Genomic DNA, 23,077 nt, shown 5'->3' on the forward strand with positions numbered 1-23,077 from the left:
CTGTTTCAACAAAAATCATTACAGCAATCGCCAAAACTCTTGGTGTAGAACTGATTGAGATTATGTCTGACTTACGTGTTGAAGTTTCCAAAAATATTTGTACTTCTAGTTGATTTTTGTACTCTGAGTTGTTATTATAGATATATGAAAACAAAAGACGACCGCCCCAGCCTACGAAACTTGTGCGATCGCCCTTTGACCCTTTGCAGGAATCTATATTATGACTCAATCAGTTTACACACAGCAAACGGCTTCTAGCTTAAACTACAACACGCCAACAACAGTTACAGAAGTTCCCTTCAAAGATGAGCAAGCCCTAGCTCAAGCAGAACTGAACAACTATATCGAAACCCAAGCCGAAGCTGTAGCCCCAACCCAAGACCCCCTGACTGCTCGTGACCGTCGCATCATTGGCGAGATTATCGAAGTCCAACCCGAATCAGTTCGCACCATCTGGATTGAAGGGGGAATCACAGTATGGGTGCAATTCGTTGACAGTGGACGACTGCCATTCGACCGTGACTGGTTTGCCAAAAGAGTTGCAGAGGTCAAAACGACACTTCCAGAAACTCCATTGGAGCGCAATGAACGCCTCAGCGATGAATTAGAAGAAGCTTGTGTCAAGTTCAACCTGTGGCATCCCCAGATTGATTGGTTATCCTTCAGTACTAAACTTTACCGAAATAATCAGCTAGTAGGCTACATCGGTTGCAATCTTGAGGGTTGGTATTCTAGACCCCGCACATACGGCATGAACAGATTCGCATCGAGTGCAGAAGAAGCGATTACGTTTTTGGGAGTCCGATCAGTTATAGCAGCGTAACCACTGACATAAAAAGGGCGATTGCACATCAAGAATTGTAATCGCCTCTACAGTGTAATAGGTAACAAACATCACAATGGCATACACCACAGAAACTACGCCCTCTCTTCAAGTAGCCGAGTTGGATGATTCACCAGAGAAAATTTTTCTACCGCCAACAGACCCGAATGCAGAGATTATCGAAATCCCTGGTTACAAGCTCGTTTACGTCAATGGAGCCTGCCCTAGAAATTATCGGGTTTATAAAGGTCATTCAATGATTGGGGTCATATTTCAGCACATCACCCACTGGTATAACGCTATGGATCAGATTCGGTACGCCCAGGCAGAAGAAGCAGCAGTTGGGTTGGATGAATTCATAAAAGTAGCAAAGAAATCCAGAGTTACAGATAAAGCCATAGCAGCATAGTTAACTTCACCAATTACAACCATGCAATCAACAATATCAATTCCACACGGTTGGAAATATCCTCGTTTTACTTTAGGACAACGTACAGAGCAGGGAATTATCATCGGTATCAAGTATTACCTAAGCGATAGTCTTTTAACATACGAGTATGGCGAAGGCTGGCGGTACATCGTCATGCCTGATATCAATTCTATTGATGAAGGAAATCACTTAGAGAACGAGATTAAATTACTGACACCGCAGGAATTGAGAGCAGAGATTCAGGCTGAAATAGAACAATGTCTACGCCAACTTGAACTGCTTAAGTACGAATTAAAAGCAATTCCTGGAGGTGTAGCTAATGGCTAAATCGCCCAAAAACTGCTCTGACCTCACGGCTGCTAGCTTGCTGCTTTTCTTGCGCCGCTATGGTGGTTCTGCTCCTTTACACAGCATTAATTTCTCACGAACAGTAATCCAATCATTACTCGATAGAGAACTAGTACGAGTGCAAAATACCAAACACGGTTTTTTACTGACAATTACACAAGATTCTGACAAATTGCCGACGAACTAAGCCCATTAACTTACTAAAACAAACACAACAAATACAACACCATCATGGAAACTATCAAAATCAACAACAGCGTCTTTCTCATCCCACCTAGCCAACCTAAACTGCAAGCCAACTGTGCCAAAGAATACGGTCAATTCCTTCTAGATTGCCCTCCAAAAATCACAATCTTAGAAGCGCAAGCCGGAGGATATCTCAAAGGTAACAAGGCAGACTTTGCGATTGCCATCTCACGCCCTGACCGTTTACTCACAATCAACGAAAACTTTACCAACGAACCCTTTACCGAACTGTGGGTCATTCCTGTAACTGGTGGGTTAAAAGACCAGTTCAAAGGGCCAGCCTCAATGCTGCTTTGTTTCTTGATGCATCGCCGTAGCAAGGACTCGTTTGCTGCGCTGTACAATCACTTCGCCCATCGTGCTTTTCAATCGTGGTGTGAAGACGGAATGGCGGGAGATCCGAAAGAGTTTTGTTATAGCGCGATCGCTAACGTACTGAAAAACTACATCTTCTGCGCCGAGTTTCAGAAAGTGGAAGGAGCGCTGGGAACGTATTGGTTTATTCAGTGGTCGTACCGCAACCCTGAGTCCGATTTTGAAAAGGACGCTTTAGTTGCAGCAGAGATGATTCGCTCTGGTGCGGAGTCGGGGGCGACATTGCACTGGGTGACTAATGAAACTTATGAAAGATGGGCAGAGAACGCAAATAAGACAGCTTTAGCACTGCCATCTGTGTCTGAAACTGAAGCCAGAGCATCTCTACAACCACAGAATCAGCAGGTATTACCACAGGGTAACAAGCGGTAATTGATAACAAACAAAGGCGATTCAGCTTTGAGTCGCCATTAGCCTAAATATTCAATTTATCAGTGATTATGGAGGTCAACAAATGAAGAAAAAATGGACTCCTGAAGAATTAGAAATTCTTGATGAAATGTCTGAAGCATACACACCTAAACAGATAGCATACAGACTCAGAAGACGAGGCTATCATCGCACAACTTTAGCTGTTCATAAAAAGCTCTATGCGTTGGGTTATTCTGCACGTCCCACTCTCGACAATTATAGTTGTAGCCAAATTGCTCAAGCTCTTTCATTGAATCCCTGTACTGTAGCTAAATGGGTAAAACGAGGCTGGCTCAAAGCTATTCGGCGTTCTGCGACAAATTATCTAGTTAAGAGTCGGGATTTAAAACGCTTTTTCAAAAATCCTCCACAATCAATCAAAAAGCGCATTTTAAGGATAGATCCGCAGATTATTAGGTATTTAGTGGGGTAGCTAAACAGTATTTAAGTCTAAAGCAGAGGAATTTTTAACAATGCGAATAACCTACCAGTACCGTTTACGTCTAACTCAAAAACAAATAGACATATTTGAACACTGGCTCGAATTATGCCGTCGCCAGTACAATTACAGGTTGGCAGAAAGGTTTAACTGGTGGGAACAAAACCGTTGTGATGTTAACCGATGCTCTATAGTTTGTTGCAGCATTGCACCGTTGAAAGACCAACCAAATCGTTGGTCACAACAAAAGGATTTAGCTAATACTAAAGCTCTATTTCCTGAGTATAAAGAACTTCCTTTGCATACATTACAAAATGTAATTGCAAGAGTTGATAAAACTTACACTCGATGGTTGAAAGGTGATAAAAATGGTAAAAAGTCTGGTCGTCCTAGATTCAAAGGTAAAGGGCGTTATCGTTCTTTAACTTTCCCCGATCCAATTAAGCCTGAACACATTCAAGGTAAGTTTATTCAGTTGCCTAAAATTGGAAAGGTAAAAGCAATATTGCACCGCCCCATACCTGACGATTTTAAAATCAAAACTGCTACTATCACGCGGAAAGCTGACGGCTGGTACATCGGACTTAGTTTAGAAGATATGACTGTGCCTAGTCTTAAAACTGATGCCATACCTACACCAGATAACACAGTGGGTATTGACATGGGTCTTAAGTTTTTCTTAGTAACCAGTGACGGTGAAGAAGTTGCTATTCCCCAGTATTACCGCAAATCACAAAAACGCCTGAAACGCCTGCAACGTCAGTTGTCTCGTAAACAAAAAGGGTCAAAACGTAGAGCATTAGCAGTAAAACGAGTTGCCAAGTTGCATCAAAAAGTAGCCAACCAACGTAGAGATTTTCATTACAAAACTGCTCTGTGGTTGCTGTCTAAGGGATACAAATTTATTGCTTATGAACATTTAAATATCATAGGTCTAGCTAGATCGCGACGATCGCGACTAGCCAAATCAATTCTTGACGCAGGGTGGGGTCAATTTTTGGTAATCGCTAGTCTCAAAGCTGCAAACGCTGGAGGCGCAGGATTGCCACAAAACTCACATAAATCAACCATTGAATGTTCTGATTGTGGTCAAGATGTACCAAAAACACTGGCTGACCGATGGCACAATTGCCAGTGTGGTGCAAGCTACGACCGTGACCACAACGCAGCACGAAATATAAAACATAGGGCGGTGGGGCATCGCGTCCTTTAAAGCTCAGTTAATGTCCGACCCATTGGGGGGAGTCGCTGAGAAGCTCAGGTTGTCCCAAAAGGCAATACTGGGAGTATGTCACGGCGTGGAGTATGAGACTTTGGTAATTTGTACAGTGATAACGTAGATGGTTCAGAAAAATTAACTCTGCTAGTCGGTCTGGGTGTATAACTAGAAAAATAGTGATTAACTCTACATCATGAGGTTTTAGTTGTGGTGTTTAAACCTGAAGACGTTCTAGAGGGTGGTCGGTCGATTCGTCCTTATTTGGGAGAACTTTTAGGAAATGATGCGGTTCAAGTAGACAATAAATTGGCTGAACTTTTAGCGCAAGCTCAAGCAGGGCAATCAACAGATCAGCAGATTTTAGAAATCCTCAAAAGTTACTCAGACACACGTAGTTGGATAGCGGAGTTTCTGAGTGAGAAACAGGTATCAAAAGGTTTTGAGCCACTTCCAGGTCAAGGTCAACCGATATCTGCTCAAAAATATAATTGTCCTCAAGGAGATTATGTTTGGTATCGTCGGATTGTCGGTGCAACAATACCGATTTGCCCTACTCATGGTGTAGAGTTAATCCCTGCCACTCATTAATATGTATGCCAACCAAATTTTTAGAAAGTCTGGGTGGAAAACTTGCAGAAAACTGGGCAGCAAACATACTGACACCAGCTTTTGTTTTTTGGTTAGGGGGACTACTTGCTTGGGTTTGGCGTTTTGGACGAAAACCGTTGGAAGATTCGTTCAAACAGCAACCAGAATCTTTGCTAATTGCTGTTCTGGTAAGTGGTTTACTAATAATTGCTGTCTCAGCTTTTGTAGTTCAAAGGTTTGATTTACCTGTTTTGAGATTTTTAGAAGGCTATTGGTTTGCTTGGTTACAGCCTTTAAGACGTTGGATGATACACCGACAAGAGCAAGACTTTAAACGAAAAGATAAACGATGGCAAGCTCTGGCTGATAAACAAAATAAACAAGTTCTGACTAACGAGGAATTAGCCGAATATGTCACGCTAGATGGACAACTTATGCAGTTTCCATCTCAGCTTAATAGATTAATGCCTACAAAGTTAGGCAATATTCTTAGAGCAGCTGAAAGCCGCCCTTACGATAAGTATCGACTGGATGCAGTAATTTGCTGGTCTCGCCTTTGGCTAGTATTACCCGATGGAGTCAAGAAAGAACTACAGGAAGCAAGGTCAAGTTTGAACACAGCAGCCCGTTTTTGGCTTTGGAGTTTGCTATTTATAGTTTGGGCTGTTTGGGCTTGGTGGGCTGTTCCTGTTGGGCTACTCGGAATTATATTTACCTATTACTGGGCAGTTGATGCCGCAAGTGTTTACTGTAGCTTGCTAGAATCTGCTTTCGATTTATACCGATTAGAACTTTATAAATCTCTTCGCTGGCCAATCCCGATAAATCCTGAGCAAGAACAAGAGTTCGGTAAGCAATTAACAGTCTACTTGTTGCGGGGATCTGATCAGGACACTCCAACCTTTACGCCACTAAAAGACAAGTGATTGTTATGAGTGGTGAGATTTCGTAAATAAAATTTACTTAAATATTGTATCTTAAGAGACAAGTAAAATTAAACAGCCGTTAGAATTTTGATAAATTTTCCAGAGTTTTGCTAAAAAGTACCATATTTAATGAGTAGAGATGCTTTAGTAGTTGGCATTAATCAATACAATTTTTCAAGACTGTCAGCTTTACGATCACCTGCAATAGATGCAGAAGCGATCGCCAAGCGACTTAGTGAAGCTGGAAATTTTCATGTCAAGAGATTGCCACAACTTCTAGACCCCTTTGAAGATAATGCTCCACGGATATCACCACATCAGGAAGTCAAGCTGACAGATTTAAAAGATGCTTTAGAAGAATTATTTTATCCTGAAGGTCAGAGCATTCCTGATACAGCCTTGTTTTATTTTTCTGGGCATGGTCTTCGCACAGGTCGGCGGATTAAAGAAGGTTTTCTAGCTACCAGTGATACTAATCCTGATGTGGGAAACTGGGGACTAAGCTTAAAGTGGTTACGTGAATTATTACAAGAAAGCCCAGTAAGACAGCAAATTATTTGGTTAGACTGTTGTTTTAGTGGTGAACTACTCAATTTTACCGAAGCTGATCCAGGTGAACGTGGCAATACACGCGATCGCTGTTTCATTGCTGCTTCCAGAGAATTTGAGCCAGCCTATGAAAATGTGGGTGGAGCAAATAGTGTCTTGACTAACGCAATTTTGCGAGGATTTGACTTGGCTAATGTATCTAACCAATGGGTGACGAACGAAACATTAGTGGCATTCTTGCGAGAAGAATTAAAAACCGCACCCCAAAAATTCATCTCTAATAATTTGGGGTGTATTAATATTATTTTTAAAACAGAAACAGGCAATAAACAAGCTGTTCAACCTGCTACACCAACTGCCAATCAGCCAAATCAAACAGCTAAATTAGCAGAACAGTTACGAGCTTGGTTTACTGCTTTACGCTATGACTTTGAACAGTATGAAATTAACAATGAAACTTATTTTGAGTGGATTATTAATGTCATTAATCCCATAGGACGCAAGCGTTATAACCGAATTTTGGTACGCGGCATCACAGGAGAAGCTGAAATGAAAGATGTTGCCGCCTTGCGAAAGTCAGTCAATTCTCAAAGAACAGATATAGGTTGGCTCATTACAAACCGCCGTGTTAGTCGGGCTGCTAAAGATGAAGTGAGCAAGCAAGAAAACCAGGAATTGTTTTGCTATACCCTTGATGAGTTGCTGGATCGAGATGCCGATTTTAGTGGCTATCTCAACTGGCTGGAAGATGAAATTAAGCAACGAGGAATTGACCGCACCTATGTACCCTTAGCTTGTACCAAAGAGGAATTTGATCTCATATCAAAGCAGAAAATGGGCATTAGCTGTTATGGTGAAACTGATGGTTGGATTGATGGTTATGTTGATCGCTGGCTTGATGATCCTGCTAAAGAACACCTGTCCATTCTGGGTGAATTTGGTACTGGCAAAACTTGGTTTGGATTGCATTATGCCTGGACTGCCTTGCAACGCTATCGTGATGCTCAACACCGGGGAGTAGAACGTCCACGTTTGCCGTTAGTTATTCCCTTACGGGATTATGCAAAAGCAGTCAGTGTAGAATCGTTATTTTCCGAGTTCTTTTTTCGTAAGCATGAAATTCCACTGCCTGGTTATTCTGCTTTTGAACAACTCAATCGCATGGGTAAAGTGCTATTGATTTTCGACGGCTTTGATGAAATGGCAGCCAGGGTAAATCGCCAACAAATGATTAACAACTTCTGGGAACTAGCCAAAGTAGTAGTACCAGGGGCAAAGGTAATTCTCACCTGTCGCACCGAACATTTTCCAGAAGCCAAACAAGGCAGAGCTTTGCTAAGTGCAGAGTTGCAAGCATCTACAATTAACTTGCCTTTAGAAACACCGCGCTTTGAAGTGCTGGAATTAGAAAAATTTGATGACGAGCAAATTCGGCAGGTACTAGCGTTTCGTACTGAACCAGAGACTGTAAAAAGAGTAATGAATAATTCGACACTGCGGGATTTAGCACGTCGTCCCGTAATGACAGAACTTATTATAGAAGCCTTGCCAGAAATTGAAGCGGGTAAACCAGTTGATATATCACGGGTATATCTATATGCTGTGCGGCACAAGATGGAGAGGGATATCAAAGCCGAACGCACTTTTACTTCATTGGCAGATAAACTCTACTTTCTGTGTGAACTGTCGTGGGAAATGCTTTCTACAGACAAGATGAGCATGAACTACAAAGAATTTCCAGACCGCATTCGGCATTTGTTTGGTTCTGTAGTTCAGAAACAAAGGGATTTAGACCACTGGCAATACGACATGATGGGACAGACGATGCTTATTCGTAATGCTGATGGAGATTATACTCCGGCGCATCGTTCTTTCCTAGAGTTTTTTATTGCTTACAAGTTAGCTGCTGAATTAGGTATATTAAACTCAGAATTTGTTGAAATTGCTAGATCGCAATCACATTTATCTCATGAATCACCACAAGATTATACATGGTCTTCATATTTTCAGAGGACAATTAATCATCAGGGTGAAATTATACCTATTTTACCGCTTGGTAGATTCTTACAAGAACCTTTTGAATATCTATCAAAAACGATTGGTCAGCTAACCTTGACTAGAGCAATTATCGATCTATTAATTTTAATGATTAAACCCGGCACAGAAACAATTGAAGTGCTAAAAAATATTGTTTTTTCGACTAAAGGGAAAAATCAAGAAGAAGTTAATTTTCTTGGAGGTAATGCAGCGACACTTCTTTTAAAACTAGATAATATCAGTCTTAAAGGTTGTGATCTTCAACGTAGTGTAATTTTAGGAGCTGATTTTACCAATGCCATTCTTCAAGATGTTGATTTTACAAATGCAAATTTAGAAAATTCAATATTTAATATTGGACTGGGGAAAATTTTGGCAGTTGCATCCAATTTTGATTCCAGTTTGGCAGCTACGGGTGATGATAATGGTGATGTTAGGTTAGTACGTTTTAGAGATGGTCATCATATTTCAACTCTTAAAGGTCATAAAGCTCCAGTACGCACAGTTACCTTTAATCCTAAAGGAGATATATTAGCTAGTGGTAGTGAGGATAACACAATACGTTTATGGGAAACTGCTACGGGCAAATTGCATTACGCTCTTCCAGGACACACAGGCTGGATCTGGTCTGTTATTTTTAGTCCTGATGGTAAAACATTAGCTAGTAGTAGTGGTGATAGCACAGTTATATTGTGGGATGTCCTTAGTAGTAAACAAATTGGAGTTTTAAAAGGACACCTCGGCCCTGTTAGATCAATTGTATTTAGTAGTGACTCCAAAGTTCTTGCTAGTGCTAGTGAAGATCAAAAAATACGATTATGGGATGTAAACACGAAAAAATGCTTATGTAATTTAAGTGGGCATAACGATTGGGTATTAAATGTTACTTTTAGCCCAAATGATAAAATTTTAGCCAGTGGTAGTACTGATTGTACAGTTAAGTTATGGAATGTTGATACCGGAGAATGTAGTAAAACTCTACAACTAAATAAGAGTCCAGTTAGGTCAATAACTTTCAGTCCTGATGGTAAAACTCTGGCTTGTGGTAGCGAAGATCAACAAATTAAGTTATGGAATGTTGAAACTGGTGAAAGCATATCTTTAGAAGAAAATGCTGATCGGGCTTGGGTTAAATCAGTTTTATTCAGTCCTGATGGTAAAACTTTAATTGGTCAAAATCCTATTTTGCAAGAAGCTGTAAATCAGGTTCAGTCAATTGCTTTTTGTAAAAATACTGTACTAGCTAGTGCTAGCAGAGACCAAACATTACAATTATGGGATGTTATCACTGGTGAATGTCTAAGTGTTTTACAAGGTCATACTGACCGAGTTCTAACTCTTGCTTATAGCCCTGATGCTGAGATACTAGCAAGTGGTGGTAATGATTGCAAAATTATACTGTGGGATATCGCAACGGGTAAAGCTCTGCATCATTTTCTAAACTTTAATAATCCAGTGCGATCAATTGCTTTCAGTCCTGACGGTAAGATTTTGGCTAGCGGTGAAGATCATATTCTTCACTTATGGACTGATTTAAAGAATGAGCCTAAGCGTTTGAATAGTTTAAAAGGTCATCAAAAATGGTTGTGGTCTGTCACCTTTAGTCCAGATGGTAAGATTTTAGCTAGCGGTAGTGGTGATCGCACAATTCGACTATGGAATGTCAAGACTGGAGAATGTGAAAAAATTCTATCTGGTCATACTAGTCCAGTAAGATCAATCTCCTTCAGCCCAGATAGTAAAATTCTTGCTAGCGGTAGTGAAGATAAGACATTACGATTATGGAATGTCAAATCAGGAAGATGTCTTAAAATTTTACGAGAGCATGTTAGTTGGGTACGAACAATCGCTTTTAGTCCAGATGGGAAATTTTTAGCTAGTGGTAGTGAAGATCAAACATTAAGATTGTGGCATACCTCAACTCGTAAATGTGAAAAAGTTTTTTCAAATCACACCAAAGGTATAAGGTCAATCGCTTTTAGTCCAGATGGGAAATTTTTAGTTAGTGGTAGTGATGACGAGACTATCAAGATTTATCATAGTGTAGAAACTAAAGAGGTAATTGAAAATAAAACTTTAAGAATCCCTCGTCCTTATGAAGGTATGAACATTACAAATATAATCGGCTTAACAAAAATTCAGAGAGCTACATTAAAAGCTGTAGGAGCCAAAGAAGATTCTATACTTTGAACTGAATCTCCTCCCTGTGTGCATTCGTAATAAAAATACTTGTAAAATTTACCCTACAATCCATTTAGACTCCGATATTTTCAAATTATCCATAATAACTTGCATAAAGCTTTAGAAGCCTGCAACATCACTGGTGCGAAAACATACAATCGTGCTGCTAAAATGTCTGCCATGTCTCAGTTTGAATCGCATAAGCAAAGATTCTTCAATCATTTATTAACTAGCATGAAATGCCCACAGTTAATTAAAGCAATTGAGAATGATTTAGCCCAAGGCAATGCTGTTGTAATTCAAATAGTTTCCACCAATGAAGAATTACTCAAACGCCGACTCAATGAAGTTGCACCCGAAGAATGGCAGGATTTGAACCTTGATTTAACACCACGGGAGTATGTTCTTGACTACTTAGTAAGTGCCTTTCCCGTACATCTGCATGAGATTCACTCTGGCGTTGATGGAGACGAACGCTCCGAACCAGCCTTTGATGCCGATGGTTCACCGATTGTTTCATCTGAAGCTGTGGCTTTGAGAGATGCCTTAGTAGACAAACTCGCCAGCCTTGATCCAATTCCTGGTGCATTAGAACAACTGCTGTGGCATTTCGGTAACAAGCAAGTCGCTGAAGTCACAGGTCGTAGCAAACGAGTATTGAAAGACGAAGCCGGACGCTTGTTTGTGGATTCACGGGGTAGTGGTGCCAATATTGCTGAGACTAACGCATTCATGGCGGGAGATAAACAAATACTCATCTTCAGCGATGCAGGTGGTACAGGCAGAAGTTATCATGCTGACTTAAATGCTGTAAATCGTAGAAGGCGATCGCACTACCTGCTTGAAGCCGGCTGGAGAGCAGACAACGCAATTCAGGGATTAGGGCGATCGCACAGAACCAACCAAGCATCTGCGCCCGTGTTCAGACCAGTCACGACGAATGTGCGCGGTGAACGCCGATTCATCAGCACTATTGCTCGACGGCTGGATAGCTTAGGCGCACTCACCCGTGGTCAGAGGCAAACTGGCGGTAACGGTATGTTTGATGCCAAAGACAATCTAGAATCGAACTATGCTGAATATGCTTTATACGAGTTGTTTAAGCAGATTTTTCAAGGTCGATTTTATGAAGTTCCTCTGGGGAAGTTTGAACAGATGACCGGACTCTCGCTCACTTCCACTGAAGGTGGAATGAAGATAGACTTCCCACCCTTGCGACAGTTCCTCAATCGCCTGCTGGCTTTGACAATCGGGATGCAAAATACGATTTTCCAGCGTTTCGAGTTGCTATTAAGTCAACAAATCGAGACTGCGATCGCAAATGGTGTGTTTGAAGTTGGAGTAGAAACACTTCGGGCTGATAGATTTTGTATCGAAAGCTGTGAATCAGTTTATACTCATCCTCAAACTGGTAGCGTGACCAATTACTTAAAGATTGAGCGTGTCCAAAAGAACAACATCAAAACGGCTGATGAAATGCTTGAGTTTGTTGTTAAGTATCAAGGGCAACTCATGAGCAATGAGAAATCCGGTAATGCGGCTGTGAGCATTCCTACGCACAGCTTCTTTGATGACCAAGGCGGGGTGATTCCAAGAGTTCTACTTGTTCGTCCACAGAAAGAAACGCGTGTCCCTGTCGATAAGTTGGAATCGTCCACTTGGAAGCAGGTTTCGGCTGATGCGTTTGTTGCAGCTTGGTCGAAGGAAGTTGACCAATTGCCCAGATTCACTACTGATTATATTCACCTTGTGACTGGGATATTGCTGCCAATCTGGAAAATGCTACCCCAGAAGAACAATCGAGTATATCGGTTGCAGACCAGCGATGGCGAGAAAATTCTGGGTCGGGTGGTCAGTGCAGTAGATATTCAATCTGTGGCTGAACAACTCGGACTTAAGAGCAAGCTGTTGAGTCCAGAGGAATTGGTTTCACTGGTGTTAAACGAAGGTTATTCCCAGCAGTTACCGGGTGGCGTAACCTTGCGTCGTTCATATATTGCCACAGAACCTCGCATAGAACTGGTTAATGCTATCTCACTGGCAGAGCGACTCTTAGCTGTTGGATGTTTTACCGAGATCATCAACTGGCAAAAGCGCCTATTCATTCCGGTTTCAGACAAAGCCCCAGCTATTCTAGCGGCTGTGATTGAAATCTTGGGATAAGTCAAAAGCTGATGTATCTAATTAAATACATCAGCTTATTTTTCGCTCAAACAAGAGTGTGATGACCTCACTTGGTGTATATACATAGTCACTAATTACACATAGATACTCTTACGTGTAATGCTGCATGAATCACGGGGCAAAATGATTAGCCAATTATAAAATTCACTTTTCCACAAAAAATTCTAATTGAGAATGTTATGGAAAATAAGGTCTTGACCTAGAGCGCACTCTAGGTTTTATAGTCTTGGTATGACAAGCAAATTCACCATCCAACAAGTTGCTGAGGCGACGGGGTTAAGCATCCACGCTTTACGTTATTACGAGAAAGTGGGTCTGTTAGCACCGATTAAGCGTGCCTCAAACGGTCATCGGCGGTATTCTGCTGAGGATATTGTCTGGTTGGAGTTCTTGGTGCGGCTCCGGGAAACTGGAATGCCGATTCAAAAAGTGCAAGCCTTTGCCGATCTGGTTCGTCAACACCCGGATCAGGTCAGTCAACGCCGTGTACTGCTAGAAAAGCACCGCGAACAGGTCAAACAACATTTAGAGGAGTTGACCAATCATTTGCAGGTGATTGATTTGAAACTTGCACATTACAAGCACCTCGAAACAACAGGGGAAAGCGATCACAACTGTATCTTCTGGAAACATTATCTAGAAAATGGGTTAGATGACCAAGTGAACGAATAATTCTCACAACGATTCAATATCAGGAGACAGAATGATCAACTTTCAAGGAAAGGTTGCCCTCATTACTGGGGGTAGCTCTGGGATGGGTCGTGCGGCAGCGATCGCGTTTGCCAAGTATGGTGCAAAGGTCGTTATTGCAGCCCGTCGCGAAGATCAGAGTCAGGCGGTGATTACCCAAATTTGTAAGATGGGTGGAGATGCCCACTGGATTAAAACAGATATGACGAATCCTGAGCAGATTCGCTCGCTGATTGAGCAAACTGTCGAATATTATGGTCGCCTCGATTTTGCCTTCAACAATGCTGGAACAGAAGGCAAATTTGCACCCATGATCGAACTCTGTGAAACCGATTGGGAGCAGACTATCACCGTCAACCTAAAAGCAGTTTGGCTCTGCATGAAGTATGAAATCGAACAAATGCTCAAACAGCCCGGTGGCGGCGCAATCGTCAATACGTCTTCTTGGCTGGCAAAAGGTGGGTTGGCAGGCTCCACCATCTATTCAGCGAGTAAAGGCGGGCTGGATAGTATGATCCGACCTGCTGCTTTGGAGTACGCGCCGCACAACATTCGGATCAACAATATTAACCCTGGCATCATTGATACAGAAATGTTGCGACGCTTTTTTCATCCGGATGATGATGCAGCCAAGCCCTTCATTGATCACATTCCTGTCCAGCGTCTGGGTACATCAGAAGAACTGGCAGAAACAGTGGTCTGGCTCTGCTCTGATGCAACTTCCTATATCACCGGACAAACGATTTCCGTAGATGGTGGTTATACCATTCCAGGGCATCGTGTTGCCTAAATCTGTGATCTAGTGCTTGGAGAAATGAAGTAGATGAAAAGGCGAAATGTATTGATTGCTTTATCCGGGTTGGCTGCGATTACCGCCGATGCTCTTTATCCCACTGCTGCTTATGCGAGAGAACTGTCTCCCATTGAATTGCCTTCTGGCTTCCAATATCCTAATGGCATTGCGCGTACTAAGGATGGCACACTTTATGTTGGTTCTGTTACGAACGGTCGTATCCTACAAATTTTTCCAAACGGTAGGATTGAAACACTTTTTCCGGGTAACAGCGACATATTTGCTGTTACTAGCCTCCGCCTAGATGAGGCACGAGAAATTTTATGGGGAGCTTCTCCTGATGTTTTAGGCACACCTCAATCCAATGGTGAAATTGTTCGTAGACCAGGGCGAATTTTTGCACTCGACATTCGCTCAAAGAAAGTGCTGCAAATCATAATGATGCCTGATGGTGGTTTTTCCAATGATCTTGCACTCGACATGAATGGCGGTGTTTATGTTACCGATAGCTCACGCCCTCGAATTCACTACCTCCCACCTGGAGCGACTCAACTTCAGACTTGGGCCGAAGATGAGCGATTCCGCACCCAATTGCGATTTGGACTGTCTGGAATTGTTCGCAGACCGGACGGTGTTTTATTCGTGACGATGTACTCTGATGGTCGATTGTTTAAGGTAACGCCGAGAATGGTCGAAAATCCCGTGATTGAAGAAATTACGCTACCTCGCAAAATCGATGGTTCCGATGCGATCCAGTTAGCTAGTGATGGCTCTCTCATTATGCTTGAAGCCGGAATCGAGAGTGGCAACGGTCGCGTATTACAACTGCGCCCATTGGAGGCTGGAGCGAAATCTCAATTTAATGTCTTAGCATCCAGGATGGATTTACCCGTTAATTTAACCGTTGCAGCCCAGGAAGTTTGGGTAACAGAATCGCTCTTCCGTCATCGTCTTGTGCCAGGACAGGAGAAAAAGATTCCGAATCGTTTTTTTGTTCGTCGTTTTGTGTTGCCGTAGATATATCTGAATTTTTCAAACGCTGCCAGTCCCCAGGCTGAATCTGTCCCCTTTTTTCTTACCCACTTGACAAATGTGCAATTATCTTAACCTGTCACGGGTGTCAGAAACCTGACAGTACAAGTGCAAAGCCTGTGTGAGGAGCCAGCTAACGACCAAGATAAGCGGCGGTAGACGACCGGGAGCAACTCTGCCAATATCTTCTATCCGTCCGCTTCATCAACTTGTTAAGCTGCGTCGCTACAGATTGCTCTTTATTGCCCTGTGCTTACGAGCCGTGTCTCAGAAATAGACTGCGAAATGGCTTTTGCAGACATGAACCAAGCAGCACCGATCAGTGTCGAGTACCCTCCAAACAAAAAAGCTGCATATCGCCCTGCTGTTTCGGGTTGCATATTGCTCATGAATTCTGAAAAACCAGCAAGAATTGGAATTTCGCCCAACATTCCTGGCAAAGCAATACAAATTGCACCCTGTAACCAGTCTTTCTGCTTAATGTTGCGCCACTTCATCAGTCCCAGAGAAACAACAGCGTAGGAAATGCCCGTAAAGATTACGTTGAGCCAATACCCAACAGCAGAACCTTCAAAGAAGGATGAACCAGTCATGCGATAAACTGATGTCCCTGCTGCCCAGATGACGAAGCCGAGTGAGATGAAGCCAATCTTGTCTTTTGTACTCATGGTTTTGCCCTGCTTAATGATGTTAACGTAATAGTCGTTTCGTTAATTATTAACGTAATAGCTATTACGTTAACTGTCAACTCATGAGCCGACCTACTGAACCTCAAAAGAAGCAAGAACTTCTGGAACAATGTCTATCTGCTGCAATCGAGGCAGGAGCATTGGATTCGAGCATCAATATGATCGCTAACAAGATAGGCACTAGCGGACGAATGCTCGTTTACCACTTTGGCTCAAAACAAGAATTGGAGCGACAACTCATTGGTCTGTTAGAGACTCGCTTGCGCCAAAAGCTATGGTCATTTCAAAGCCTGTCGCTTGTAGGAGCAGATTGTCTGGCAGAACCATTACTCGAAATGTGGAGCCATTTGACTTCACCAGACATGCTGGGCTTGCTGAAATTGACGATGGAGCTAAATCAACGTGCCATACAAGGCGATTCAGAAACACAACGTTTCGTAGAGCAAGAGAGCCAAAAATGGATAGATTCTCTGTTTAATCTCACAAATGACAAAACTACTGCTTTATTGCTATTCCACTTATTTCAAGGCGCAATCTTAGACTTCTTGACTACGGGAAATGCACAACGTGGGCAGCAAACCATCAAGGCTTTCACCGAAACGCTGCGGTAGCTTCAACGCGGTTGTCGTTCAGATCGTCTCGAAAAGATGAAGAATTGCTTAAGCGACGACTTGATAAGATTCCGTCCGAGGAATGGAAGGATCTCAATCTTGACCTAACTCCACGGGAATATGTTATGGAAAATAGATCAGCCGAAGAAAGTTTGATGGTTGGGACATGAAGTACTTAGTGTGAATTTGCGGTAAGCTGACAATACCTTACCGCAACCCAGTTGCGCGATGATGCGATTTAAACATCTGTATCCAGGTATATTCAGAGGCTACTATCGCTACTTCTGCTCTGCTGGTGATTTTAGCTAGCAACCATCTAATGTCTGGCAATAGCTCAACCTACCTCACTATTTTTAGTTAGGAGCAAGTGTTAATTCTTCACGCTTGTTATAGTTAAACTTATGTTACAAAACCCAATGTAGTTAATCAAGCTTTCATCGTAACATGGTTAAAAATAGCGTTAATAAAAAGCCAGATAAAACAATTAAAAAGCGGCATCGCTTTTTTCTCAATCCTTATAGTGATTGTGCGTTCACTAAATGCCCCAAATGCGATACTAAGACTAAGTTACGCAAGTTCCCTTTGGTAATCCACATTGAACCTAAGCAGCTATTTTTACTAAATAAACAGTGTAAATATTGCCCAAGCTGCGACTTAATTATTGCTAAAAAACAGGAAATTGAGCCATTGATGGCTGCTACTTTTATCCAAACAAATCCTCAAATTGTAGGTAATAACTATGTAGTTATGGGAACAGTTGATAAAAAAGATTGGAAGGAAGGCGACAAAAATTTGCTTTCCCCATCGGAAATGATCGGACGCACATATGTCTTCAAAGATGTTTATAATTTTGAAATTATTCCAGCAGGTTGGTATCCTAATGAAGAAAAATAATTCCAAAAAATTCTAAGTTTTTTATCATTATTAGTGAAGCTCAAAAAATTTTGCTAAGATTGATGACTCATTTCTTTTTAGAACGATTTTTTCTCCGAGATTGCTTTTGCATTTTTTTCTTATCCCTAGCTTTATTTTTAGATTTTTCAGATGTTCCAAGACTAAATCCTTCTGGAATAAAAATATTATATGATGGCTCTCTCTCTTCTGGTTGGAAACAACTCCAACTCTCCATTTCTAAGATTATATCTTTAATAAAAGAATACTTTGTATTGTTACGTAGTCTATTTAAAGCTTCTTCTCTCTCTACTACTAGATAAGTGCTTACATCTTCTTGGTCAATAAAAAACAAATCAACCAATTCTTCTTCAAATGCCCGATTTATTTGTTCTTGCAGTTCGACTGCACAAAGCTGTGCGCTATTGGTTACTAAAGTAGTTTGGATATAATAATCTTCTTTATCTAAAGTAGAAAACAGCTTGGCATAATATTGTATCACCTGTTCTCTAGTAATGACTTCTTGAGCTATTAAAACCAATAATGCTTCTAATGCAGCACCCCTTACATATTCATTGGCTTCTGGATTTTCTATGAGTTGCTTTATCGGCTCAATATTTGAGCCACTAACAGAAGCAAGTATTCTGCATAAATCTTCAGTTACTATATCTCCAGTTACATCTAATGCCACATCCCCAGGAACTGAAAAAAACTTGATAATTGCAGGATATGCTGCTACTTCCCTAAATTGTGCCAGTAAATATAAAGCATGGGTATGTAAAATATAGTCTGATTTTTCTAGTAGCTCTTCTAAATTGTTACTCAGTTTGTCTAAAATTTCTATTAATATAGATGTAATGGTTTCTCGCTCTTCAATGGCTCTTTCTAACGCTAAACGAGGAAATTCCTTAGTGTTATTTTCTAGTTGGGCTAAAATTTCTTCTATTTGCATCTGACCAAGATTAGCACTATTACTACTAATTAACTTAAAGTAGTTTATCAAACTGTGTACTGTAATTTATTAATTTCATCAAAACAGAATACATGCGTCAGTCGCCAGAATACAGAAAAGGTATTTTGTGCGACTGGCGGATAGCGTAGCGTTAGCGGTAGCGAGGAACTTCAATTGATGATGTATCAAAAAATGTTTTACATCAAGCGATGTGAATTGATTTTTTATTGTTTGTGAGAAATTTGCGATTAAGCGGCTTGGAGCTAGTCCTCCTCAATATGGGGATTTTGAGTAGAAGAAAAAGCTTGCCAATTAGATAACGGTGAGGCAATTTTAGAAACAGCGATCGCTTCTGTTGGTATTGTGCAGTTATACAACTATGTGTAATGCTAAAAATTCTAAAGCGTAATTATAGTTAGGGAAGAATGCTTTTTGGAAACTGCATCTAACGCTTCTGTTGTGCCAGAAGTGGACAAGTTGTCCGTTCCAAAAACGAACCAAAGTATTGGTATGTGGATAGATAAGTATTTGAATAAATTCAAAGCTATACTCTTTAAGTATTTTACGAGTTCCGTGATACTAGTATTTTCGTAACAGATGGTTATAACTTCAATCAAGAGCAGCTTCATCAGGTAATGCCTCAAGTTGTAAGCCTACAGAATTTAGATAATTTTGGTCATTCAAAACTTGTGCTGGTAATTTATTTGCATTTACAGCCGCTCTTACCAAGTCTTTTGCAAGAATATTTCCGCTTAAAGTTTTAAGTACTAATGTTCCTCCACTCGGAATACCTTGTTGTAAAAGACCTCCCTGGTAAGCATAATAAACAAGTTCCGAACCCTTTAGAAAACTAATATCAGTAGAGTTAGTGGGTAAACTGTTAAAATTGATAGCTATTGGTTTTCCGTTGATAACAGCATCTGTTTGGGCCCTACCAACACAAGGCATTAGGCTAATACAACTAACAATCAAAAGAGAATCTATTAAGGGAACAAATCTCATAAAGCTAGCTTTTCAGTTCGAGTAAAATTAATCAGTTTCAGAACTTTAAGCATTAAAAGGGGAGAATTAGGGGAGAGGGAGACGCGGGGATGCAATTTGAATGATTATTAGCTTATCTATTAACTAGATAGACCGAAGTAAATATTAAGATAATAACCATTAAGTAAATAAACTGTTAGGGTAGTTACTAATACTTTGTAATTAATATTACTTATATAAAGCAATAACACAGATGAATCCCATAGCCGACTACCTATTTGTTATCTGGAAAAGGTGTTAGTTAAGGCTTAAGGGGATTAAAACTGAAACTGCCGTGACGAGTTCAAGCGCTGGAAAGTTCTGTGCTTGAGCTAGTCTTCAAAGCCGATGATGCAATCGGTGTGGCTGACTCTGAGCCATTACATAGCAGATGGTTGAGACAATAGCTCCTTGCTGTTAAATTTGAGAGCGAATATAAGTCTGTGGCTTCTGATTGGCTGGAGGCAATGTAGTTTAATCGGTTATCAATCATTATCAGTACTCTACTGTCACAACTACACAGTAGCAATCCAAGAACGAGCTGTTTGTAAGCAACGCTGGCTGCCTTTTTCTCTTAACCGCTCGCACAATCAATAAAATTTTTCAAATTTAGAACTGCTAGACCGCTAATATATATTTTTGGCAATTATTCATTAACAGAACGTTCAAATACTATCGAGAGATTATTTGCTGGCATTTGGTAAGTCTGCTTTAAGGTGAAATGTTCTGCCCTAGCTGCTGCCACTACATCATCTAAGTTACGCACACCCCACTCTGGGTTTTGAACGCGTAGATATTCGTCAAAAGCTACGTTACTTGGTGTCGTATGTTCTCCATCTTGTTTAAAAGGCCCATATAAATAGAGGATACCTCCTGCTGCTAATATCCGACCCGCTCCTGCCATCAGACCAAGACAGGCTGACCACGGTGAAATATGAATCATATTAATGTTGACGATGGTCGTAATTGGCTCTTGTTTCAGCCACTGGCTTACTTCCCCCTTCTCCACTGCCCAAACTGGTTCTCTAACATCAAGATATTGCGGTGGATAAACGTTATTACATCCAAAATGTTCAGTCCATGCAGTAATGCTGGCTCTTGCTTGTGGATTTGCATCCGTTGGTAACCATATATAATCGCTGAGTTTGGACGCAAAAAAAACTGCGTGTTCCCCAGTACCGCTGGCGATTTCTAAAATAGTGCCACTCCCAGGCAATACCTGTAAAACTACTTCTAGAATTGGTTCACGGTTGCACTCAGTTGCTGGCGCGTATTGTCGTGCATCTTGTAGTGTCATCCGTGTTGTGTTTACATAGCTGATTTCATGCTACTCTCTTTAACTCCAGCTAAATTACTAAAGTTTGATTTTCCTAGTGGGCAATGCCTACAACAGGCTACGCCTACAATAACTCACTCATACTTTTGAATTTAGCCGAGGCATCACTGTAAAATGTTTAGCTCTCTAAAAGGAGATGGGAATTCTCATCTCTTTTTAAGTAACTTCTAAATTTTTTATAAGAACTGAGATAAAAATAAACTTTAGAAGTTTTTTAGTAAAACTTGATATTTAATAAGTAAGCCTAAAATTTAGCCCTGGCTCGTTTAATTGGAAAGGAGCCAGGGCAATCTTAAAAACTTTCATCAGCTATACTTTTGTAATTTAGACACTACTCATGTCAATCATTGCAGTTATAAATCAAAAAGGAGGAGCAGGTAAGTCAACAATTTCTGTGCATCTTGCACGATGGTTACAAAAACGAGGTGAATCTGTACTGGTTGTAGATGCTGATGCCCAATGCTCATCTTCTAAATGGCTCGCACGATTAGAACAGGTCATTCCTTGCCAAGTCCTTCAAGCACCTGATGCACTATTGGATGAGTTACCTAAGCTAGTTGAGTCTTATACATGGGTCGTTGCTGATGGCCCGGCAGCTCTATCTGAAACTACCAGGGCATTAGTTTTAACTGCTGATTTAGCGATTATTCCGTGTCAACCTGCGGGCATAGACCTTGAAAGCGCTTCTGACACTGTACATTTAATTCAACAAGCACAGCGAATTCGACGGGGAGAACCTAAAGCCGTAATGTTTGTTAATCGTGCCGTAAAAGGAACAAAGTTAAAAGATGAAGCAGTTGAGGTACTTCAACTCATGCCTAATGTCACTGTTTTAGAGAATGTACTTCATCAACGACAGATTATTGCTGACTGCTATGGACAAAATGCTACTATCTTTGATTTATCTGGATCAACTGCCGGAATTGCTAGGCGTGAGCTTGAGCAATTATTTAAGGAATTTTTAGAGGTTTTGAATGACTAAATCAAGACAATCACTTACTCAAGGGCTTTCTGCTTCCATTGCCCAAAAATTTATTACCGATCCTAAAAGTGTTGAATCTTCTCAAACATTATCTATTCAACAAATTCAACTTCCTGCCAAGCAACCTCGCCGTTATTTTGATCAAGAAAAACAAGCCCAGTTAATTAAATCAATTGAAGAACATGGAATTTTAGAACCTTTGCTGGTTCGCCCATTAGCAAACGGTAATTACGAGTTAGTAGCTGGTGAAAGGCGCTATCGAGCAGCGCAGTCAATTGGACTAAGTGAGCTTCCTGTAGTTTCTAAGGAATTAGATGACCAACAAGCTCTCCAAGTTGCGCTTTTAGAAAACTTACAACGAGAGGATCTCAATCCAGTTGAAGAAACTGAGGCTATTCTTGATCTCTTGTCGCTAACGCTAAAAATTAGTACTGATGAAGTTAGTTCTATATTGAATCGTGCGAACCATGCCAAAAATCGTCATCAACAGTTGGAGGAAAACGTTTTCCTCCAACTTCAAGCCCTCGAATCAATTTTATCTGGACTAGGGAAATTTTCAGCAGAATCTTTTCGTACTAGTCGTTTACCATTATTAAATCTCCCTGCTGAAATATTGAAAGCGCTGCGTGAAGGGAAAATAGAATTTACGAAAGCAAGAGCGATCGCACAAGTTAAAAATGAAGATCAGCGTCAAGCCTTGCTTAAGTTAGCGTTATCCAAAAACTTGAGTTTCAGGGAAATTAAGCAAAAAATTAAAGAACTCAATGTCAGAGAAGAAATACCACCTAGCACAAGCTATGTTCAAAGATATTCCCAAATTGGAAAACAACTTAAAAAAACATCTGTTTGGAATGATGCAAGCAAACGAGCAAAGTTAGATAAGCTACTCTCTCAGTTGGAAGAGTTAGTAGGAAAAGTTGATGAATAGTACTGAATATAAACTTGATAGGACAAGGCTATTTCTGGTTCAGGAGAAAGTGTTGTACAAGGGAATTGGTGTGTAGAATACGGGAGTTCACCAGTCAAGCTAAATTCAAGTAAAGGTGTTGATGAAATCTACCCAGCGTCCATCTAAACCACAACAACCAAAGTCTAGCAACCAAATTCCTGAGTTTCACCCTACCCCAGATGATGGCAAGTTGCTGGAAGAACTCACAACTGACCAGCAGCCCGGTCATGCCCCTGTCGATGTAAACCACCCAGAACCGCCAAAAGTTGAACAGCAGCCAACTGGCAAGCGCAACAAGAAAAAAATAGATTCACCACCAGTAACCAAACCTCATATACCCTTCCAAGACCGCTCCGAAGAACCAGAATTACCGCCA

The 23,077-nt window shown here is 41.0% G+C and carries 25 protein-coding genes; 19 read left to right on the plus strand and 6 right to left on the minus strand.

Annotated elements, in window-relative coordinates; all coding sequences use genetic code 11:
* The first annotated feature begins 220 nt into the window (after nucleotides 1–220).
* The 14 genes from A4S05_RS33340 (at nucleotide 221) to A4S05_RS33405 (ending at nucleotide 15,256) form a co-directional block, all read left to right on the plus strand.
* A complete protein-coding gene (locus A4S05_RS33340) occupies nucleotides 221–823 on the plus strand; it encodes a hypothetical protein (RefSeq protein ID WP_256091347.1) in 603 nt (200 codons plus the stop codon).
* A gap of 76 nt (nucleotides 824–899) precedes the next feature.
* Nucleotides 900–1,232, plus strand: a complete 333-nt coding sequence (locus A4S05_RS33345) for a hypothetical protein (RefSeq protein ID WP_069074054.1) — start codon at nucleotides 900–902, stop codon at nucleotides 1,230–1,232.
* Nucleotides 1,233–1,253: 21 nt separating this feature from the next.
* Nucleotides 1,254–1,580, plus strand: coding sequence for a hypothetical protein (locus tag A4S05_RS33350; RefSeq protein WP_069074055.1), 327 nt, complete (start codon nucleotides 1,254–1,256; stop codon nucleotides 1,578–1,580).
* Nucleotides 1,573–1,788: a hypothetical protein gene (locus A4S05_RS33355; RefSeq protein WP_069074056.1), complete on the plus strand. Its 216-nt coding sequence runs from the start codon at nucleotides 1,573–1,575 to the stop codon at nucleotides 1,786–1,788. Before A4S05_RS33350 ends, A4S05_RS33355 begins: the two co-directional genes overlap by 8 nt.
* Nucleotides 1,789–1,832: 44 nt before the next feature.
* The gene (locus tag A4S05_RS33360; RefSeq protein WP_069074057.1) at nucleotides 1,833–2,594 is read left to right on the plus strand and encodes a hypothetical protein; all 762 of its coding nucleotides are present in this window, start codon (nucleotides 1,833–1,835) and stop codon (nucleotides 2,592–2,594) included.
* Nucleotides 2,595–2,676: 82 nt separating this feature from the next.
* On the plus strand, nucleotides 2,677–3,066 hold the full coding sequence (locus A4S05_RS39660) for a MerR family transcriptional regulator (protein ID WP_084227359.1): 390 nt from the start codon (nucleotides 2,677–2,679) through the stop codon (nucleotides 3,064–3,066).
* Nucleotides 3,067–3,106: 40 nt separating this feature from the next.
* Complete coding sequence (locus tag A4S05_RS33370; protein ID WP_069074058.1) at nucleotides 3,107–4,285, plus strand: RNA-guided endonuclease InsQ/TnpB family protein; 1,179 nt, start codon at nucleotides 3,107–3,109, stop codon at nucleotides 4,283–4,285.
* 213 nt (nucleotides 4,286–4,498) lie between these two features.
* On the plus strand, nucleotides 4,499–4,879 hold the full coding sequence (locus tag A4S05_RS33375; protein ID WP_069074059.1) for a hypothetical protein: 381 nt from the start codon (nucleotides 4,499–4,501) through the stop codon (nucleotides 4,877–4,879).
* A 5-nt stretch (nucleotides 4,880–4,884) separates the two neighbouring features.
* Nucleotides 4,885–5,805, plus strand: coding sequence for a hypothetical protein (locus A4S05_RS33380; RefSeq protein WP_069074060.1), 921 nt, complete (start codon nucleotides 4,885–4,887; stop codon nucleotides 5,803–5,805).
* Between the two features lie 129 nt (nucleotides 5,806–5,934).
* Nucleotides 5,935–10,581 carry a WD40 domain-containing protein gene (locus A4S05_RS33385; protein WP_069074061.1) on the plus strand — a complete coding sequence of 1,549 codons (4,647 nt, stop codon included), beginning with the start codon at nucleotides 5,935–5,937 and terminating at the stop codon, nucleotides 10,579–10,581.
* Between the two features lie 99 nt (nucleotides 10,582–10,680).
* On the plus strand, nucleotides 10,681–12,735 hold the full coding sequence (locus tag A4S05_RS33390) for a strawberry notch C-terminal domain-containing protein (protein ID WP_256091348.1): 2,055 nt from the start codon (nucleotides 10,681–10,683) through the stop codon (nucleotides 12,733–12,735).
* Nucleotides 12,736–12,987: 252 nt separating this feature from the next.
* Nucleotides 12,988–13,428 (plus strand): MerR family transcriptional regulator, encoded by a 441-nt coding sequence (locus tag A4S05_RS33395; protein ID WP_069074062.1) that lies wholly within the window; start codon nucleotides 12,988–12,990, stop codon nucleotides 13,426–13,428.
* 31 nt (nucleotides 13,429–13,459) lie between these two features.
* Nucleotides 13,460–14,236, plus strand: coding sequence for a glucose 1-dehydrogenase (locus A4S05_RS33400; protein WP_069074063.1), 777 nt, complete (start codon nucleotides 13,460–13,462; stop codon nucleotides 14,234–14,236).
* A 33-nt stretch (nucleotides 14,237–14,269) separates the two neighbouring features.
* Nucleotides 14,270–15,256, plus strand: a complete 987-nt coding sequence (locus tag A4S05_RS33405; protein WP_069074064.1) for an NHL repeat-containing protein — start codon at nucleotides 14,270–14,272, stop codon at nucleotides 15,254–15,256.
* A gap of 254 nt (nucleotides 15,257–15,510) precedes the next feature.
* Here the strand turns inward: A4S05_RS33405 and A4S05_RS33410 are convergent, their stop codons facing one another.
* Nucleotides 15,511–15,939, minus strand: a complete 429-nt coding sequence (locus A4S05_RS33410; protein ID WP_069074065.1) for a DUF5367 domain-containing protein — start codon at nucleotides 15,937–15,939, stop codon at nucleotides 15,511–15,513.
* Between the two features lie 83 nt (nucleotides 15,940–16,022).
* Here A4S05_RS33410 and A4S05_RS33415 point away from each other — a divergent pair, with 83 nt between their 5' ends.
* A complete protein-coding gene (locus tag A4S05_RS33415) occupies nucleotides 16,023–16,571 on the plus strand; it encodes a TetR/AcrR family transcriptional regulator (protein WP_069074066.1) in 549 nt (182 codons plus the stop codon).
* Between the two features lie 207 nt (nucleotides 16,572–16,778).
* Here A4S05_RS33415 and A4S05_RS43855 read toward each other — a convergent pair whose 3' ends face one another.
* Entirely contained in the window at nucleotides 16,779–16,901 is a 123-nt protein-coding gene (locus A4S05_RS43855) for a hypothetical protein (protein ID WP_256091349.1), read from the minus strand.
* A 114-nt stretch (nucleotides 16,902–17,015) separates the two neighbouring features.
* On the opposite strand from A4S05_RS43855, the gene A4S05_RS33420 reads away from it, so the two are divergent.
* Nucleotides 17,016–17,465 (plus strand): hypothetical protein, encoded by a 450-nt coding sequence (locus A4S05_RS33420; RefSeq protein WP_069074067.1) that lies wholly within the window; start codon nucleotides 17,016–17,018, stop codon nucleotides 17,463–17,465.
* A 67-nt stretch (nucleotides 17,466–17,532) separates the two neighbouring features.
* On the opposite strand, the gene A4S05_RS33425 is transcribed toward A4S05_RS33420, so the two are convergent.
* The 4 genes from A4S05_RS33425 to A4S05_RS33435 form a co-directional block, all read right to left on the minus strand.
* The gene (locus A4S05_RS33425) at nucleotides 17,533–18,414 is read right to left on the minus strand and encodes a DUF1186 domain-containing protein (RefSeq protein WP_069074068.1); all 882 of its coding nucleotides are present in this window, start codon (nucleotides 18,412–18,414) and stop codon (nucleotides 17,533–17,535) included.
* A 609-nt stretch (nucleotides 18,415–19,023) separates the two neighbouring features.
* Entirely contained in the window at nucleotides 19,024–19,416 is a 393-nt protein-coding gene (locus tag A4S05_RS33430) for a hypothetical protein (RefSeq protein ID WP_069074069.1), read from the minus strand.
* A 322-nt stretch (nucleotides 19,417–19,738) separates the two neighbouring features.
* A complete protein-coding gene (locus A4S05_RS40910; protein WP_141699880.1) occupies nucleotides 19,739–19,927 on the minus strand; it encodes a hypothetical protein in 189 nt (62 codons plus the stop codon).
* Between the two features lie 153 nt (nucleotides 19,928–20,080).
* Nucleotides 20,081–20,731, minus strand: a complete 651-nt coding sequence (locus A4S05_RS33435; protein ID WP_069074070.1) for a DUF938 domain-containing protein — start codon at nucleotides 20,729–20,731, stop codon at nucleotides 20,081–20,083.
* Between the two features lie 376 nt (nucleotides 20,732–21,107).
* Here A4S05_RS33435 and A4S05_RS33440 point away from each other — a divergent pair, with 376 nt between their 5' ends.
* From A4S05_RS33440 to A4S05_RS33450, 3 genes are all read left to right on the plus strand, one after another.
* Nucleotides 21,108–21,752: an AAA family ATPase gene (locus A4S05_RS33440; RefSeq protein WP_069074071.1), complete on the plus strand. Its 645-nt coding sequence runs from the start codon at nucleotides 21,108–21,110 to the stop codon at nucleotides 21,750–21,752.
* Nucleotides 21,745–22,680: a ParB/RepB/Spo0J family partition protein gene (locus tag A4S05_RS33445; protein WP_069074072.1), complete on the plus strand. Its 936-nt coding sequence runs from the start codon at nucleotides 21,745–21,747 to the stop codon at nucleotides 22,678–22,680. Before A4S05_RS33440 ends, A4S05_RS33445 begins: the two co-directional genes overlap by 8 nt.
* Before the next feature lie 121 nt (nucleotides 22,681–22,801).
* A partial coding sequence (locus A4S05_RS33450; protein WP_141699881.1) for a hypothetical protein occupies nucleotides 22,802–23,077 on the plus strand: 276 nt, incomplete at its 3' end.

This window comes from Nostoc sp. KVJ20, assembly GCF_001712795.1.
Lineage (GTDB): Bacteria > Cyanobacteriota > Cyanobacteriia > Cyanobacteriales > Nostocaceae > Nostoc.